This is a genomic window from Bacillus sp. EE-W1 (assembly GCF_009760835.1).
Classification (GTDB): domain Bacteria; phylum Bacillota; class Bacilli; order Bacillales; family Bacillaceae_G; genus Bacillus_A; species Bacillus_A wiedmannii.
Map to the genome: position 1 here is coordinate 1 of NZ_WIPE01000050.1, position 17,170 is coordinate 17,170.

The 17,170-nt window shown below is 36.5% G+C and carries 13 protein-coding genes; 10 read left to right on the plus strand and 3 right to left on the minus strand.

Features of this window, described 5'->3' with window-relative positions; translation table 11 throughout:
- Positions 1–80: 80 nt before the first annotated feature.
- Entirely contained in the window at positions 81–584 is a 504-nt protein-coding gene (hmoB, locus tag GFJ36_RS04880) for a heme-degrading monooxygenase HmoB (protein ID WP_087951597.1), read from the minus strand.
- A gap of 127 nt (positions 585–711) precedes the next feature.
- On the opposite strand from hmoB, the gene GFJ36_RS04885 reads away from it, so the two are divergent.
- The 4 genes from GFJ36_RS04885 to hemY all read left to right on the plus strand — a co-directional run bounded on the left by GFJ36_RS04885 (position 712) and on the right by hemY (position 6,456).
- Positions 712–2,829 (plus strand): transglycosylase domain-containing protein, encoded by a 2,118-nt coding sequence (locus GFJ36_RS04885; RefSeq protein WP_097890504.1) that lies wholly within the window; start codon positions 712–714, stop codon positions 2,827–2,829.
- Positions 2,830–3,018: 189 nt separating this feature from the next.
- Complete coding sequence (gene hemE / locus GFJ36_RS04890) at positions 3,019–4,065, plus strand: uroporphyrinogen decarboxylase (protein ID WP_000252609.1); 1,047 nt, start codon at positions 3,019–3,021, stop codon at positions 4,063–4,065.
- Between the two features lie 14 nt (positions 4,066–4,079).
- Positions 4,080–5,015 carry a ferrochelatase gene (hemH, locus tag GFJ36_RS04895; protein WP_088608398.1) on the plus strand — a complete coding sequence of 312 codons (936 nt, stop codon included), beginning with the start codon at positions 4,080–4,082 and terminating at the stop codon, positions 5,013–5,015.
- A gap of 19 nt (positions 5,016–5,034) precedes the next feature.
- A complete protein-coding gene (gene hemY / locus GFJ36_RS04900; protein WP_097890502.1) occupies positions 5,035–6,456 on the plus strand; it encodes a protoporphyrinogen oxidase in 1,422 nt (473 codons plus the stop codon).
- Between the two features lie 43 nt (positions 6,457–6,499).
- Here hemY and GFJ36_RS04905 read toward each other — a convergent pair whose 3' ends face one another.
- The gene (locus tag GFJ36_RS04905; RefSeq protein WP_060489232.1) at positions 6,500–7,852 is read right to left on the minus strand and encodes a DUF4026 domain-containing protein; all 1,353 of its coding nucleotides are present in this window, start codon (positions 7,850–7,852) and stop codon (positions 6,500–6,502) included.
- Positions 7,853–8,093: 241 nt separating this feature from the next.
- On the opposite strand from GFJ36_RS04905, the gene GFJ36_RS04910 reads away from it, so the two are divergent.
- Positions 8,094–10,460 (plus strand): DUF6359 domain-containing protein, encoded by a 2,367-nt coding sequence (locus tag GFJ36_RS04910; RefSeq protein ID WP_097890499.1) that lies wholly within the window; start codon positions 8,094–8,096, stop codon positions 10,458–10,460.
- A 137-nt stretch (positions 10,461–10,597) separates the two neighbouring features.
- A complete protein-coding gene (locus GFJ36_RS04915) occupies positions 10,598–10,897 on the plus strand; it encodes a hypothetical protein (protein ID WP_088062381.1) in 300 nt (99 codons plus the stop codon).
- A gap of 113 nt (positions 10,898–11,010) precedes the next feature.
- On the opposite strand, the gene GFJ36_RS04920 is transcribed toward GFJ36_RS04915, so the two are convergent.
- Positions 11,011–11,865: a hypothetical protein gene (locus GFJ36_RS04920; RefSeq protein ID WP_088062383.1), complete on the minus strand. Its 855-nt coding sequence runs from the start codon at positions 11,863–11,865 to the stop codon at positions 11,011–11,013.
- A 228-nt stretch (positions 11,866–12,093) separates the two neighbouring features.
- On the opposite strand from GFJ36_RS04920, the gene GFJ36_RS04925 reads away from it, so the two are divergent.
- From GFJ36_RS04925 to GFJ36_RS04940, 4 genes are all read left to right on the plus strand, one after another.
- Positions 12,094–12,495 carry a BlaI/MecI/CopY family transcriptional regulator gene (locus GFJ36_RS04925; RefSeq protein WP_000184503.1) on the plus strand — a complete coding sequence of 134 codons (402 nt, stop codon included), beginning with the start codon at positions 12,094–12,096 and terminating at the stop codon, positions 12,493–12,495.
- Between the two features lie 2 nt (positions 12,496–12,497).
- Positions 12,498–14,435 (plus strand): M56 family metallopeptidase, encoded by a 1,938-nt coding sequence (locus GFJ36_RS04930; RefSeq protein ID WP_097890497.1) that lies wholly within the window; start codon positions 12,498–12,500, stop codon positions 14,433–14,435.
- Between the two features lie 273 nt (positions 14,436–14,708).
- The gene (locus GFJ36_RS04935; protein WP_061883872.1) at positions 14,709–15,281 is read left to right on the plus strand and encodes a TetR/AcrR family transcriptional regulator; all 573 of its coding nucleotides are present in this window, start codon (positions 14,709–14,711) and stop codon (positions 15,279–15,281) included.
- A gap of 215 nt (positions 15,282–15,496) precedes the next feature.
- A partial coding sequence (locus tag GFJ36_RS04940; protein WP_157349507.1) for a YhgE/Pip domain-containing protein occupies positions 15,497–17,170 on the plus strand: 1,674 nt, incomplete at its 3' end.

Consider the following 17,170-nt stretch of genomic DNA (forward strand, 5'->3'; position numbering starts at 1 on the left):
GAGTTGCGCCGATATATTCGAAAAATCGCTGATATAATTTCATGTACCGCAGCCTTGGAGAAACCACAGTACAAAAATCCTTAAACTAACACATCAAAAGTAGTCACAAATGACGGACGAGAGAAAATACTTTTCTGCTGCTCTGCATGTGGATGCGCCTGAGCTGGAGCTTGTCCTTCTGCTTGTGCAGGGCGTTTTTTATGAGCGTTTTCGAATGAACGTGATTCTGTCCAGTCTTTAAAGTTTTGCTCTGTTTCCCACATTGTTAAGATGACATATGTATCGTTACTTAATGGGCGTAGAACGCGGATCGCTTGGAATCCTGGTTCGTTTTCAATAAGGCCTGCGCGGTTTTTAAATCGGTTTTCAAATACTGGGCGACCTTCGTCTGTTACAGAAATGTTGTTACAAACGATGTAGCCAGGTTGTCCTTTAAATTCGCCAACAGCGTCTAGTACATCATATTGAAGAGATCCTTCTACAGATTCTTCTGTATTTTCTTTATAAAACATATCTTTTTCATCATTTTTTGCAGTGAAATGTGCTTGTTCTAGAGGTGTTTCGTATGAAATAATAGCCTTCATTTTAATGCCCCCTTAATGGTTTGTTTCTATTATATCAACTCTCTTAAAAAACTTCGAAGATTATATACATAAAGATACTTCTTTTTCAAATAATAAATGTACCATCATTTGGAAAGAAGGCCGATGTATGAAGAAAGTAAAGTGGACTTTATTAGGTGGATTCGCAACGCTAGTATTAGCGATTGTACTTTATAAACTTATTGTGTTAGCTGGTGGCTATATGATGGATGAAAAGCAGCTCGTTTTCCACTCTTCATCACGTATCGTTGACCAGAAGGGGAAAGAGATTACGAAATTATACGTAGAAAATAGAGATCTCGTACCAGTCGAGCAAATTCCAAAGCATGTCCAGCAGGCGTTTATTGCGGTGGAAGATTCTCGTTTTTATGAGCATCAAGGAATTGATTATCCGTCTATATTCCGTGCTCTTTATAAAGATACGTTAGCAGGAGAAAAAGTAGAGGGCGGCAGTACCATTACGCAGCAACTCGCTAAAAACGTTTTTTTAACTCGTGAAAAAACAGTTACGCGTAAATTGAAGGAAGTCGCAATTTCCCTTCAATTAGAGCAAAAATATACGAAGCAACAAATTCTTGAAATGTATATGAATCATATTTATTTTGGGCATGGGGCTTACGGTATTCAAGCAGCAGCAAAGTTGTATTTTAATAAAAATGTAGAAGATTTAACAGTAGAAGAAGGAGCGATGCTTGCAGGTCTTCCGAAGTCACCAAATGGATATTCACCTTATTTCTCTCCAGAGAAGAGTAAGGAGCGCCGTGATCTCGTATTGTCACTTATGCATAAACAAGGCTATTTGACTGCCGAAGATAGCGTACGTTATCAAGGAAAGACCATTGCTCTTTACAAAAACTTAGATGAGAATGAACTCGCATATATGCCGTATATTGATATGGTTATAGATGAAGCAGCTCGTTTATACGGATTGTCTCATCAAGAAGTACTGCGCGGAGGATATACGTTTGTCGTACCGATGGATGAAAAGATTCAAAAGGTAGCGTATAACCAGTTTCAAGATGCAAGGAATTTCCCTGGGAAAGAAGAGGGGGCACAAGGTGCTTTTTTATTAATGGATAATCGTACGGGCGGAATTAAAGCGGCGATTGGCGGAAGAAAGTACGTCCCGAGAGGCTTTAATCGTATTTTCGCAAAAAGACAGCCCGGTTCTGTGCTAAAACCACTTATCGTCTATGCACCAGCACTCGAAACGAAAAAGTATAATCCGTATTCTTTATTGACGAATGAAAGAAATTCATTTGAAGGCTATGAACCTCGAAATTATAACCATTCGTATTCGAAAGAAATGACGATGTACGATGCGATTTTAGAGTCAGCAAATGTACCGGCAGTTTCTTTATTAAATGAGTTAGGGGTAGAAGAAGGAAAGCAATATTTAGAGAAAGGAAATGTTCATATTGCCGATGCTGGTTTAAGTACAGCGCTTGGCGGATTGAAAAATGGCGTTTCAACATTTGATCTTGTGAAAATGTATCGTGCATTTTTAGCAAATGGCGCTATTATTGAGCCGCACGTTATTGATAAAGTGTTAAATAGACACGGTGCAGTTATTGGAGAATCGCCAAAAGTAGAAACGAAAATATTCTCGAAACAAACGGCGTGGTATATGACGAAAATGTTAGAAGGAGTTGTAAAGGAAGGGACAGCGAAAGCCGGTGTATATAGCGGGGCGTTAGCTGGGAAAACAGGTACAACTTCCTTGCCAAATGACGATAATGGAGCTAGAGATATGTGGTTCGTCGGCTATACACCAAATTTAGTAGGTGCTGTTTGGATTGGTTATGACCGTACGGATAAAGAGCATCAGTTGCAAGGAGAAAGTGCGTCAGCAACGAAATTGTTTAAGAAAATTTTAACGAAGGCAAATGTAGAACAGAAAGAGCAGTTTATGAAACCAGAAGGTGTGGAAACAATCGGTGCTCCGATTCGTTTGCGCAAGATTGAAGATGTGAAAATGAAATTAGCGTTTAGCCCTTTCGGTTTATTTAAAGCAAAATTAAGCTGGACACCACTTCCAGATGAAAGAATTATGTATCGTATTTATAGAGTGGAAAACGGAGTTCATACGCATGTAGGCACTGTAAATGGTGCCGGAGAATATGAGGAAAAGTTCGTTAACATCTTTTCAAAACCGAGTTTTTACGTTGTACCATATAACACACAAACGAAACGTGAAGGAGAAAAGTCAAAAGTAGCTAAACCATAGTTTTTCTCTGTGCTATAATAAGAATGTTGTGAAAATAGTAAGCGGTTTTACGAATGTTTGTGTCAATTTCATGAACAACGTACATAATGTTATGCATTTTGTTTTTACAAGCTGTATAGTAAAAAAAGATAAATATCGGAATAGAACGTATTTAGAGCAAAAGCATTGGCAAGGAAGGGAGCAAGGGTCTTGGTAAGAACTATAAATGAGACATTTTTAAAAGCATGTAGGGGGGAACGTACTGATTATGTACCAGCATGGTATATGCGTCAAGCAGGTCGTTCGCAGCCGGAATATAGAAAGATAAAAGAAAAGTATTCTTTATTTGAAATTACACACAATCCAGAGTTATGTGCTTACGTTACAAAGTTACCAGTTGATCAATATAACGTAGACGCAGCAATTCTGTATAAAGATATTATGTCACCACTACCTGCAATTGGTGTGGATGTAGAAATTAAATCAGGTATTGGCCCAGTTATTGATAATCCAATCCGTTCTTTACAAGACGTAGAAAAGCTAGGGGAAATCAATCCAGAAGATGACGTGCCGTACATATTAGATACGATTCGTTTATTAACGACAGAAATGTTAGACGTACCGTTAATCGGTTTTTCAGGGGCTCCATTTACATTAGCGAGCTATATGATTGAAGGCGGTCCATCTCGCAATTACCATAATACGAAAGCGTTCATGTATGCAGAGCCGAAAGCTTGGTTCGCATTAATGGATAAGCTAGCAGATATGGTTATTACATATTTAAAAGCGCAAATTAACGCAGGAGCAAAAGCGGTTCAAATTTTCGATTCTTGGGTTGGAACAGTAAATGTAGCAGATTACCGCGTATTTATTAAACCAGCAATGGAGCGTATTTTTGCAGAAGTTCGCCCGATGGGTGTTCCAATGATTATGCACGGCGTAGGAGCTGCACACTTAGTAAATGAATGGCACGACTTACCACTTGATGTAGTAGGCTTAGATTGGCGCTTACCGATCGAAGAGGCACGTGCACGCGGCGTTCATAAGGCGGTACAAGGTAATATGGACCCGTCATTCTTACTTGCGCCATGGTCTGTTATTGAAGAACATGTAAAAGGTATTTTAGATCAAGGGATGAAGCAGCCAGGTTATATCTTTAACTTAGGACACGGTGTATTCCCAGAAGTAAATCCAGATACATTAAAACGTTTAACTACATTTATTCATGAATACTCTAAAGGGCAGTTAGCGAAGTAAAGGAGCATTGCTGTATGAAAAAGAAAATTGGTTTGCTTGTAATGGCATACGGAACGCCATATAAAGAAGAAGATATTGAACGTTACTATACACATATTCGTAGAGGAAGAAAGCCAAGTCCTGAAATGCTAGAAGATTTAACAGAGCGTTACCGTGCAATTGGTGGTATTTCTCCTTTAGCTACTATTACATTAGAGCAAGCTAAAAAGTTAGAACAGCGTTTAAATGAAGTACAAGATGAAGTAGAGTATCATATGTATCTTGGCTTAAAACATATCGAACCGTTCATTGAAGATGCAGTGAAAGATATGCATAACGACGGTATACAAGATGCAATCGCACTTGTTCTTGCGCCGCACTATTCTACATTTAGCGTGAAATCTTATGTAGGGCGAGCACAAGAAGAAGCTGAGAAACTTGGAAACTTAACAATTCACGGCATTGATAGCTGGTATAAAGAACCGAAATTCATCCAGTACTGGGTTGATGCAGTGAAAGGTATATATAACGGTATGTCAGAAGCAGAGCGTGAAAAAGCAGTATTAATCGTATCTGCACATAGCTTACCAGAAAAAATTATCGCGCTTGGCGATCCATATCCAGACCAATTAAATGAAACAGCTGACTATATTGCAAGAGGTGCTGAAGTAGCCAACTATGCAGTAGGTTGGCAAAGTGCAGGAAACACACCAGATCCTTGGATTGGTCCAGATGTACAAGATTTAACGAGAGAATTAAATGAAAAGTACGGTTATACTTCATTCGTATACGCACCAGTTGGATTTGTTGCGGAACATTTAGAAGTTTTATATGACAACGACTTTGAGTGTAAAGTTGTGACAGATGAAATTGGCGCGAAATATTATCGTCCAGAAATGCCAAATGCATCGGACGCATTTATTGATTGCTTAACAGATGTTGTATTAAAGAAAAAAGAATCTGTATTGTAAAAAGAAAGGGGGAGCATGCTTGAGGAAAAAAGTTGTAATCATCGGCGGTGGCATCACAGGATTAACAACAATGTATAACTTGCAAAAAGATATTCATGACAAGAACTTGCCGATCGATACATTACTTATAGAAGCATCTGGTAAACTTGGCGGGAAAATTCAAACCGTTCGAAAAGATGGATTTACAATTGAACGCGGACCGGATTCTTTCTTAGCACGAAAAGAAAGTGCCTCTAGACTGGCGCGAGAATTAGGTCTTGGTGATGAACTTGTAAATAATAAGGCCGGTCAATCATTTATCCTCGTAAACAATCGGTTACATAAAATGCCGAGCGGATCGATGATGGGAATTCCAACGCAAATTACGCCGTTTCTATTTTCCAGGCTGTTCTCCCCAATTGGTAAACTAAGAGCTGGTTTTGATCTATTAATGCCGAGATCAAAGCCAGTATCTGACCAATCACTCGGGCATTTTTTCAGACATCGCCTCGGCAACGAAGTGGTTGAAAATTTAATAGAACCATTACTATCGGGTATTTATGCAGGGGATATTGATGAAATGAGCTTAATGTCAACATTCCCGCAAATGTATCAAATTGAGCAGAAACATCGCAGTATTTCACTCGGTATGCGTACGCTTGCTCCGAAAAAAGAGAAATCTGAACCGAAAAAGGGAATCTTCCAAACAGTGAAAACAGGTTTAGAATCTATAGTAGAATCTCTCGAAGCGAAGATACATGAAGGTACGATAATAAAGGGAACTCGCATTGAAAAAGTTGCAAAACTTGGTGATGCTTACACGATTACTCTTAGTAACGGAAAAGAAATAGAAGCGGACGCGGTCGTAGTGGCAAGCTCACATAAAGTATTGCCATCTATGTTCGCGCAGTACAAGCAGTTTCGTTTCTTCCGCAACATTCCGTCTACATCAGTTGCAAATGTGGCAATGGCTTTCCCGCAATCAGCCATTCAGCGCGATATTGACGGCACAGGGTTTGTCGTATCTCGAAATAGCGACTACACAATTACAGCATGTACGTGGACACATAAAAAATGGCCACATACAACGCCAGAAGGGAAAACGCTTCTTCGTTGTTACGTCGGTCGTGCTGGTGATGAAGCAGTTGTAGAACAAACAGAAGAGGAACTCGTTCAGCTCGTACTAGAAGACTTACGAAAGACGATGGTTATTACAGAGGATCCTGAGTTTACAGTCGTAAGTCGCTGGAAAGAAGCGATGCCCCAATATACAGTAGGCCATAACGAGCGAATGAAGAAACTCACAACATTTATGGAAAAAGAGTTGCCAGGTATATACTTGGCAGGTAGTTCTTACGCTGGTTCTGGTCTTCCGGACTGTATTGATCAAGGTGAGAAAGCCGCAAAGCGTGTACTATCTCATTTGGAGAAAGTAATGGAGACGGAATTACTCGCACAATAAAATATAAGAAACGCCTTCAATCACATTGAAGGCGTTTTGTTACTTATTCACCAATAAACATATATAAGTTATTTGGCTTTATAACGGAATCTCCCGCATAAATAACCCATTCTGTTAAGTTTTCAAACTCTAACTGATAACTATTTCCCTCACTCATATCTTTTATAAAATATGGTTCATTAATGAGTATTCCTTGAATGAAATCTTCCGTAATGTTTTGCATTTCAAACCACATATGTTCACTTTTTCCTTCTTCGTAGGAAACACCAAACTTAGCGAGGAAACGAAAATCTTCATTTGATTGTTCAATGTGAAAAATATTGCTGAAATACCCGAAAGTATTCTTCGCATTGTAAGCCATACGATCGGTTTCACTATTTGTTTTATAGAACATGAGCCCTGTAGCTTCCTCGTGTTCTTTGAAAAAACTTTCAATATATTCTTCTGAAGTATTAAATTTGAATAAAAGAACGGACGGAGATTGATGGTATTCATCTCGGTCATCCATCCCGCCTAAGAATACGTTTTGTGCATCTATTGGTTGTAGTTTCACTTCTTCATCCTCGATTGAAGACAATTGATCCATACTCGTTTTATGCCCAATATAAGATAATCCCTTTTCCCACGGAACAGCTACTGTATGGATAGAACCTTGCTGACTATGCGCGATCACGATAGGCTCATTCATAGGGACTTGTCCATTCTCAACGGCATTATTAGCAAATGTTTGAAAGAGATCACCAATGCCGTAGTAGGACGAAATGCGATTTGGAATAATTAATTCTATTTCTGTTACGCCTGCTCTTAAAAGGCCATGTGTATGAAACCAATATTGCGTAGGCTCACCTTCTTTATCGTCTTCATAAACAGAATGAATAACATACAAGTCAGGAATGTCAGGTAATAATTCATTTTCAACGTGATATTCAATATAGCTTCTAGATATCACTTTCATTGCTGCACTTGAATCGATTACAAATAACAAATCTGGAGCGAGGTGCCATAAAAACTGTAACTGCTGGAAAAAGCAGTCCAATACATCGCCTACAAATAGCGTACGAGTGAAAATTTCAGTTCCATAAGCAGCATCTTCAAAATGACGATCTACGATTGTAGAATCTTGTCTATTGTACATTTTATATTCTTCTGGGTTATTTGCCTCATCAATATGCAGCTCATACGGTATGATTGTTTCATCCATATGTAACTCAACAATAAGGCTTGTCTCATCACTAAAAACAATTTTTAACTCATCAACTTTAGTAGAGATAGTTTCTAGCCGCTGTTTTAACTGCTCAATTGTAATTCTAGTAGGTATAACGGCAATCATATCTGAAAAATGACGTTCTAATGTTCCATTCATAGCTGCGCGGTATGTTTCTGTTTGTACTTCCATCCAATCACTCCTATTCAAATGAATCCATTTTACATGCCAATGAACTTTCGATATTTTCTGTTTTCTCTCTCTAACATTATAGAGCGCATTCGTAGAAGGTGTAAAATTATTATTTTGTATTATAGTTTGAAAGCTTGTAAATTAAATAAATTTTTTGTAAAACTTGTCGAAATATCATTCTATATAACGAATCATTTGATATGATAGAAATGCTGAGAAAATATGAAATAGGGAGAGGGAAATGACTGTGAAGAAATTGCTAAGTGTCTTTTTATCATTCATACTATTGCTTTCATTTACTGGAACTTTAGTACAAGCAGAAGAAACGACTTCTATGTCAGTAGAAAAAGCAATTCAAGTATTTAAACAGCAAGGGAAAACGAAGGGGATAGTGGAAGGGTATATCGTTGGATATACGCAAAGTCCTTCTAAATACACGAAAGATCCGGCTAAGTTTGATGATACAAACGTAGCAATTGCCGATTCGCCAAATGAAACGAATCCAGACAAAATCATGCCTGTTCAGTTGCCGAAAGGTGATGTGAGAGCGGCAGTAAACGTGAAAGATCATCCTGAAAATATCGGGAAGAAAGTTAGTTTAACAGGGACGCTTGAATTATATTTTAGTAGCCCAGGTTTAAAATCGGTAACGGCTCATAAGTTTCAAGGGGAAGGACAAAACCGTGTTAGCGATGTAGTAGCTTCGCCTGGTAGCGGAGAAGTTGCGAAGGGCACAGCGGTAACATTAACAACGAATACAGAAGGAGCAACAATCTACTATACGTTAGATGGCTCTAACCCTACAAATAAGAGTGTTCGTTATAACGGACAAATTGTAGTGAATGAAAATAGTGTGATTAAAGCAATTGCAGAGAAAGAAGGGCTTACTTCTTCAGCGATTTCCACATTTTCATTTATTATCGTAAACAATGAACAGGTTCGTATTCATGATATGCAAGGAAAATCACATGTTTCACCTTACAAAGGGAAGAAAGTATACAATGTGGAAGGTGTTGTAACAGCACTTGATAAAAATGGTTTTTATATAGAAGATAATCAGCCGGATAATGATCCAGCTACTTCAGAAGGTATGTACGTATACAAAAAAGATGCAAATGTAGCGGTAGGAGATCTTATTCAAGTTGATGGAGAAGTAGAAGAATATGTTGGACCTGGATATGCAGAAAGGTTTGACACAGATTTAACGACGACGGAAATTAAAGCGAGCCGCGTTGCTGTAATCGCAAAAGATCAACCTTTACCAGCACCGATTGTACTTGGAGAAAACGGTGTGAAAATCCCTGATCAAATTATCGATAATGATGCATTCGGTTTATTTGATCCAAATGAAGATGCAATCGATTTTTATGAAAGTATAGAAGGTATGCGCGTTACGATGCCAACGCCAAAAATTATTGCACCTCAGAAAAACGGAAATTTATATGTAACAGTAGAAAATGGCGGAAATAAAGTCGTAACGAAATATGGCACACCTTTATTAGATGAAAATCAATTAAACCCAGAGCGTCTTTCTGTAAAAGTACCTCGCGATTATGTAGCAAAAGTAGGAGATACTTTCACTGGAGATATAACAGGGGTAGTCGGATATGATTACGGTTCGTTCCGCATTGCGCCAATAACGGAATTACCATCTGTAGTGGACGGTGGATTTAAGCAAGTAGGGGCGAATATTCAGCCTCGTCTTGATAAGTTAACAGTTGCTACATATAACATTGAAAACTTCTCGGCGAATAAAAAAGAAACAACAGATGAAAAAGTAAAAGCGTTAGCGTATTCTATTAAATACAATTTAAAAATGCCAGATATTATCGGTGTAGAGGAAATGCAAGATAATAACGGAACGATTAATGACGGTACAACAGATGCTTCGTTAAGCGCAAAACGTATCATTGATGCAGTTCTAGAAATTCGCGGACCGAAGTATGAGTATGTAGAAATTGCTCCGAATAATAATCTAGACGGAGGAGCACCAGGAGCGAATATTCGCGTCGGTTTCTTCTACAACCCATCACGCGTGAAATTAGCAGCAGTACCGAAGTTACTTGATAAAAATGTCGTTCGTATTGGAGACGAAAGTTCATTATTTGAAAGTACACGTAAACCGCTTGCAGCAGAATTTACGTTCCAAGGACAAAACGTTGTTGTCGTTGCAAATCACTTAAACTCAAAAATAGGAGATGCAACGCCATTTGGAAAAGTGCAGCCGCTCGTATTAAAGAGTGAAGAAAAACGAATTCAGTTAGCGCAAGAAGTAAATCACTTTGTACAAGGAATTCAGAAAAAGAACACGAATGCACCAGTTGTTGTGTTAGGGGATATGAACGATTTTGAGTTCGCTAAACCACTAAAAGCACTAGAAGGAACAAACTTAAAAAATATGTTAAACACAGTGCCGAAAGAGAACCGCTACACGTACATTCATGAAGGAAATGCACAAGTGTTAGATCATATTTTAGTAACAAACAACATCGCACCACACACAATTGTAGACCCAGTACACTTAAACTCAAACATTATGAAAGAACATGGACGTGTAAGTGACCACGACCCAGTACTTGCTCAAATTGATTTGAAGAAAGCTTCTTAAATTAGGGGAACGCTTAGGTAACTAAGCGTTCTTTTTTGTTTTTGTAGCGTCATAGAATGGTATAAAGAGGTGATTCCTTTTTTTGTAATCTGGTGATAAAATTAATTGAATATTTAGTTTTTATAGGGAGGGCAACGATGCCAGCGCAAATAAATGGAAAGCTAATGAATCAGCTTGCAATTTTTTTTAGTACGATCGTCATGTTTCAATTTGTAGCTGAGGTAACAGGACTTACTCAAAATTTGGATATTACATATAACTTAATACATACAGCATTGTCCTATGTAACGTTTAGTTTGGCAGTCATTTTTACTCTAATAGGTGCAAGAAGAGAATTAAGTACATATGCAATTATTTTATTATGTTCAGTTGTAGGTATTAAAGCGATTTATTTTGCGGCGATCGTTATTTTATGGGGATTGGCAGGTACGCCGTAAAGGGGAGATGATTATATGAGTATCGAAAATATAAGATTGATAAATGTAAATGAGAATAAGAGCGTAATTCTCTAAGCTAACTTAGGGAATTACGCTCTTATTCGTACAATCACTTAGTCTGAAATTGCTTGAAGCGCTTTTCTACACCGATCTCTTTTTTGGAGTCTTCTTCTATATTTTTTTCTATCCCGCTTTACTCCTTGTATATACATAAATAAGCTAACGAGAAGGAATAAAGCACATTGCATCGTTAAAATGTACGGTGACATGCCTTGCAATGGTTGTTTCGGATCATATAAATGAATAGGTGCTCCGCCGATTGAAGGAAATATTGTATTTAGCAGGACGTAAGGAATGGAGGCAACTGCGAATGGAAAGAGAATTGCCATATAGTCCTTTTGTGACCATACAGATGCAGCAAGTCCTAAAAGGGCCATTAAACCTGCAAATAAAAAATTAATTCCGATATATACAGTAATGTAAGTGAGAGGCGCATCGAAATATAGGTTTGCGAACATTCCATCAGCATTTATGATGCCTGAACCAATCGTAGGTGTTCCGTCTGGAATGGTTAATTTGCAAAATAATAACGATAAGATGAATGGAAATGTATAAAGAAATCCTCCGCAAAAAAACGTAACGATATATTTCATTACTGAATAAGGAAATAAAGAAATCCCCTTACTCACAAACGGTTTAAAACCATCTGACTTATCCGAATTGTAACTTGTACTAAAGGGGAAACTCGCAATAACTGGCATTAATAATAAATAAACATCCATTTCATTGTCGCGAAATCCGATCCATTTTATATCTGTTGAAATAGGTCCACTCGCTGCGTCTCCTAAATAACGAATTACATAGTAATAGTGATAAATACAAATAAGAACGAATCCACTAAACATAATAATTAGAGAAATACGACTACAAAAAGCTTGCTTTATATTTAAACGAAGCGCACGCATCATGACTGAAAAAGCCTCCACTATTTTGATAAACTTGTCTATTTTCTATATTACTATTAAATGTAAACATTTTCTTGTTTTTTTATTTGATTATTTGAAAAAAGGGAAATTTGATGTCGTTAAGTAAGGTTTAACTAAAATTATATTTTCTAAAATATGGTTGACAATTAAGTATTACATTTGTAATCTTAATTGTAGATTACAAATGTAATACTGAGGAGTGAAATATCTATGACAAATCAATTACCTAAAATATCTGAAGCGGAATTAGAAATTATGAAAGTACTTTGGTCAAACTCTCCACAAACAGCGAATGAAATTATAGAAGAACTAGAAGATGCAATGGACTGGAAACCGAAAACAATCCGTACATTAATTAATCGGTTAGTACAAAAGGAAGCCGTTTCTTACCATCAAGATAAAGGGCGCATGTATGCTTATTATCCGTTAGTATCACAAGATAATTATTTGCAAGTTGAAACGAAATCTTTGCTAAAGCGTTTTTGCGGCGCAGCGTTTAAGCCATTACTTGTTAATTTTTTAAAAGAGGAAAAATTGTCTTCAGAAGATATTAATGAACTGAAACGCATTTTAGATGAGAAGACAGAGGAGAACAAGAGGAAGGATAGATAACAATGATAGACATGCTTATAAATGTATACCTTCCTCATTTTTTTGATTGGCTTATAGAAACGTCACTTATGGCTAGCATATTAGTTGGATTTATTCTATGTATAAAAGTGCTATTTAGAAATAAGTTAACGCCCCGATGGCAATATATGCTGTGGATCGTACTAATGATAAGACTCCTTTTACCATGGTCACCAGATAGTTCTTATAGTATTTATTCATTACTTTCTTATAGTTCTAGTGTGTCGGAAGTTATTCAGAAAAATACACCTTCACCTGAGAATACAGTGAATGACGAGATGCAACATACAGTGGAATTAGAACAAAATGCTGAAACTGTGACAAAAAATAGTGAACCTGAAGTAAACGTGAGTTCGGAACAACAGACTGCATTGTCTTTATACAAAGTTGCTCTATATGTTTGGTTGGCTGGGGTGATCATATTAGCAGTCATAACGTTTATTACAAATAGACGCTTATATTCTTACATAAAGAAACAACCGGATATTACGGACGAACAGGTCACTACAGTGTTTAATCGCTGCAAGCAGTCTATGAAAATGAAGAAGGCAGTTTCATTACGTCTTGCAGGAAAGATTGCAAGTCCAACGGTTTTTAGTTTCTTCCGTCCGAAAGTATTACTATCAAAAAAACATATGAAAGTATTAAATGAGCAACAATTACAATATGTCTTTTACCATGAGTTAGCTCATATTAAGAGAAACGACGTAGCTGTAAATTGGATTATGTACAGTTTAATCCTATTAAATTGGTTCAATCCGATTCTTTGGTACGCCTATTTTTGTATGCGAGAAGATCAAGAATTAGCTTGTGATGCATATGCGCTTACGTTTATAGATAAAGAGGAGCAAATTGCATACGGTCATACAATTATTACCCTCCTAGAACATTATTCCTATCAAGTACCAAGCCTAGCAAATTTAAGTAGAAATAAACGAACACTAAAAAGGAGAATCGTTATGATTAAAAAATTCCAAAAGAAATCGTATCGTCTTTCTTTACTTGGGATTATTGCTATAGTTGCTATAGCAGGCGGATTTTTATTAAATGCAAGGATAACTGAGGGAGATGAAAGGCAGAAAGAAAAAGTTGCAGAAAACAAGCAATCTAAAGCAGCTTTTGAAAAAGCGATAGAAACAGTATTAGGTACACCGGAGAATGCAAGTAGAGAATGGGGTATGTCAATAAAGTCTTATAAAAGGGATACAGACTTTTTGTATTTGGCAGAAAAGAATTTTACAAAAGAAGAATTTGAGCAGTATGTTCAATTATTTAAGAAAGCGAAAGAAATTCATAAAAAAGCAATGGTTAAGAAAAATGTTCCTGAGAATTATGATGGAGATACAAAGGAATTTAAACGTGAACGCTTGAATAAAGCTGATCAAGAAAGACTAGCTAGTATTGAGAAAAAATTAGTTCCACTTTCGGAAAGGGTGGAGAAATCTTTAACATATACTATAGAAGAAGCAAAAGAACATGTACCGTTTCAAATTAAGCAGCCGGCTTATATACCTGAAGGTTATGAGTTAAAGAGAGAATGGGCTGATTCATATTTTGGAAGAGATATAGAATTAGTTATTAAATCAGAATATAAAAAAGGGAAATATGGTTTTACAATTTATCAGTCAAGAATGTATGCAGGTGGTAATAAGGATCCACTACACTACATGATGCCTGGAGAAGAGAATCTAGAAAGTTATAGTTTAGACGGGAAAGGAATGGTCTATAATAAATCTTCTCATGGAGAGGGTAAGTTAAAAGGGCTCAAAATGTTTGTACCAGCACAAGGTAAGAATAGTGAGTATCAAATTGTCATAGTGAATGATATTTTTACAAGAGATACAAAGATATACGAAGAGATAATCGATGATGAGCTAACTAAGAAAGAGATGGAGAAAATCTTACTTTCTATGTCAAAATAAAAGACAGTGTTCTTAAAGTTTTGGTTTTAAGAACACTGTCTATTTAATTAGATTTCTAGAGTGATCTATCCAGCAATTATTATGAATATATTCTTGCTTTCCATATAAGCATTCTTTTTGATACACTATGGACAGTATGATATAACTTGACTGGAATTTTTTTATACTGGAAATAATAAAAAAGAGAACTTGTATACAATGTAAGCGTGTGGTAATATCAAAGATGTACTGATTGACTATATTATCCAATTGGTCATTTTTGGAGGTGATGATGTGGCGATAGATCGAAAACGTTCTATTATTGAAGCTGCAACAAAGTCTTTTTCAGCGTTCGGTTATAAAGCAACAACGATGGATCAAGTAGCGAAGTTAGCGAATGTAGGAAAAGGAACGATTTATACTTTTTTCAAAAATAAAGAAGAGCTATTTGGTGAGATTATTTCTAATTTAATTACAGAAATGAAGCAAGTTGCAGAAAATGCAATTCGTTCAGATGTTTCATTTTTTGAAAATGTACATAGAGCATTATATAGCATATTAGAATTCAGAAAAGAACATCAGCTCATGATTAAGTTAATTCAAGAAGAGCGTGATATGGGAACGAAAGAAGTACAAGAAGTGATGCAACAAGTAGATGTGGAAATCGTTTCTGTCATTCAATCGTATTTAAAGATTGCGATTGAAAAAGGTGAGATTAGCAAATGTGATCCAGAAATTACAGCATTTATTATGCTTCGCTTATACGTATCGCTTATTTTTGATTGGGAAAAAAATCATAAACCGCTAGAAAAAGAAAAAATTGCAGAATTATTCGAACTTTATTTATTAAAAGGATTGTCAAACTAAGATAATCCTTTTATTATTATAAAAAAATGACCACTTGAACGAAATGGTCATATATTTATTTTAGGAGGGATAATAGAAATATTTACTTCATAGTAAGGAACAGTTGCATAGTATACATTCGGGGATAAGGCATATGTATGAATAGGTATAGCCTTTTTATTTGGGAGAAAATGACCAAATGGACAATTTAGTCATTTAGAAAAGGGGGAGAAATGATGAAATGGAATCAGTTACTTCGTAAAGAGTTTACTGAAATTATAAAAAGTAAAAAAATATTAATTCCAATTATCGCGGTTTTATTCGTGCCAATTTTATATGCAGGTATGTTTTTATGGGCCTTTTGGGATCCGTATAAACAGTTAGATGATTTGCCAGTGGCGGTAGTCAATTTAGATAAAGGTGCAGTATTTGATGGGAAACCAATTGAGGTTGGAAAAGGGCTCGTTGATAACTTAAAAGATAATACAAGTTTCAAATGGGAATTTGTAAGTGAAAAAGAAGCGAAAAAAGGAATGGAAGGTAGAAAGTATTACATGCTAGTACGCATTCCAAATGACTTCTCAAATAACGCTACAACGTTATTAAAAGATGATCCAAAACCATTAAACTTAGAATACATTCCAAACGAAAGCTTAAACTTCTTATCTTCACAAATTGGCGGAACAGCCATTGAAAAAATTAAAGGTGAAGTATCAAGTACGTTAACGAAAACATATGCAGAGAAAATGTTTGATTCTATTCAAGACGTCTCAAAAGGATTAGCAGATGGGGCGGAAGGAGCAAACAAACTACATGACGGATCAAGTGAGCTGCATGATGGTTCAAGTAAAGTGACAGATGGCCTTCATACATTACAAGGGAAGTCTGGAGAGATGAAGGATGGAGCTCAGAAATTAGCAGATGGATCTAATAAATTAGTAGATGGGTCAGGCAAAGTAACAAATGGTTTAAATACGCTAAATAGCAAAACAGGTGAAATGCAGATAGGTATCGGGAAATTAGTGGATGGCTCCGGAAAAGTAACGAACGGTTTAAATATGTTAAATAGCAAAACGGGTGAAATGCAAAAAGGAATTGGTGAATTGCGTGATGGATCTGAGAAAGTAACGAACGGTTTGAGCATATTGGTAAGTAAAACAGGTGAATTAAAAACAGGAACAACTGAACTATCAAATGGTATGGAAAAACTTGCGGGAGGTCAAAGTCAATTAGAGAAAGGTTCTCAAGAGATTCAAAAGGGTTTGCAGGAGTTAAATAATAAAGTACAAAACTCTGTTGCAGGATTAGGGGAAATGCAGTTGAAAGTTCCTGCTATATTGAATACAGTAAATGAGAAAATAGATGGTGCTGGGGCGAATGTAAATCAGTTAAATGAATTTACGCAATCAATAGCAGGAGATGCAAAAAATGCAGCGCAAGATGTAGCGAATTTACAAAAGCAAATTGAAAGTTTACCGAAAGAATATCAAGAGCAGTTACAACCATTCATAACAAATGCCGTAAAAAGTACAACGACAGTTCAGCAAAAAGCTGCCGGAGTAGCAGGTGGAACAAATAAATTAAATGAAGAAGTAAGACAATTAAAAGGTGAAATCAGTGAAAAGACAAGTGGGATGCAAAGCAAAATGCCGAATCCGGAAGATGTAGGGAATTTAACGAGTGGTATTAAAAAATTAACGAATGCACAAAACGAATTTGTAAGTAAGTTTCATGGATTAGGTGAAGGATTAGGTAATGCTAAAGTAGGTGCAGATAGATTAAAAAACGGGTCAGGACCATTAATTGATGGGGTAAATCAATTGTTTGATGGATCTGGAAAGGTAACAGAAGGCTTAGGAACATTATCTGCAGGAGCAAACCAAATGGCAGGTGGAGTAAATCAATTAGCA

Coding starts and splice junctions, on each gene's coding strand:
- GFJ36_RS04885 (WP_097890504.1), top strand. CDS start 712: ATGAAGAAAGTAAAGTGGACTTTATTAGGTGGATTCGCAACGCTAGTA.
- hmoB (WP_087951597.1), bottom strand. CDS start 584: ATGAAGGCTATTATTTCATACGAAACACCTCTAGAACAAGCACATTTC.
- GFJ36_RS04915 (WP_088062381.1), top strand. CDS start 10,598: ATGCCAGCGCAAATAAATGGAAAGCTAATGAATCAGCTTGCAATTTTT.
- GFJ36_RS04905 (WP_060489232.1), bottom strand. CDS start 7,852: ATGGAAGTACAAACAGAAACATACCGCGCAGCTATGAATGGAACATTA.
- hemH (WP_088608398.1), top strand. CDS start 4,080: ATGAAAAAGAAAATTGGTTTGCTTGTAATGGCATACGGAACGCCATAT.
- GFJ36_RS04930 (WP_097890497.1), top strand. CDS start 12,498: ATGATAGACATGCTTATAAATGTATACCTTCCTCATTTTTTTGATTGG.
- GFJ36_RS04920 (WP_088062383.1), bottom strand. CDS start 11,865: ATGATGCGTGCGCTTCGTTTAAATATAAAGCAAGCTTTTTGTAGTCGT.
- GFJ36_RS04910 (WP_097890499.1), top strand. CDS start 8,094: ATGACTGTGAAGAAATTGCTAAGTGTCTTTTTATCATTCATACTATTG.
- GFJ36_RS04925 (WP_000184503.1), top strand. CDS start 12,094: ATGACAAATCAATTACCTAAAATATCTGAAGCGGAATTAGAAATTATG.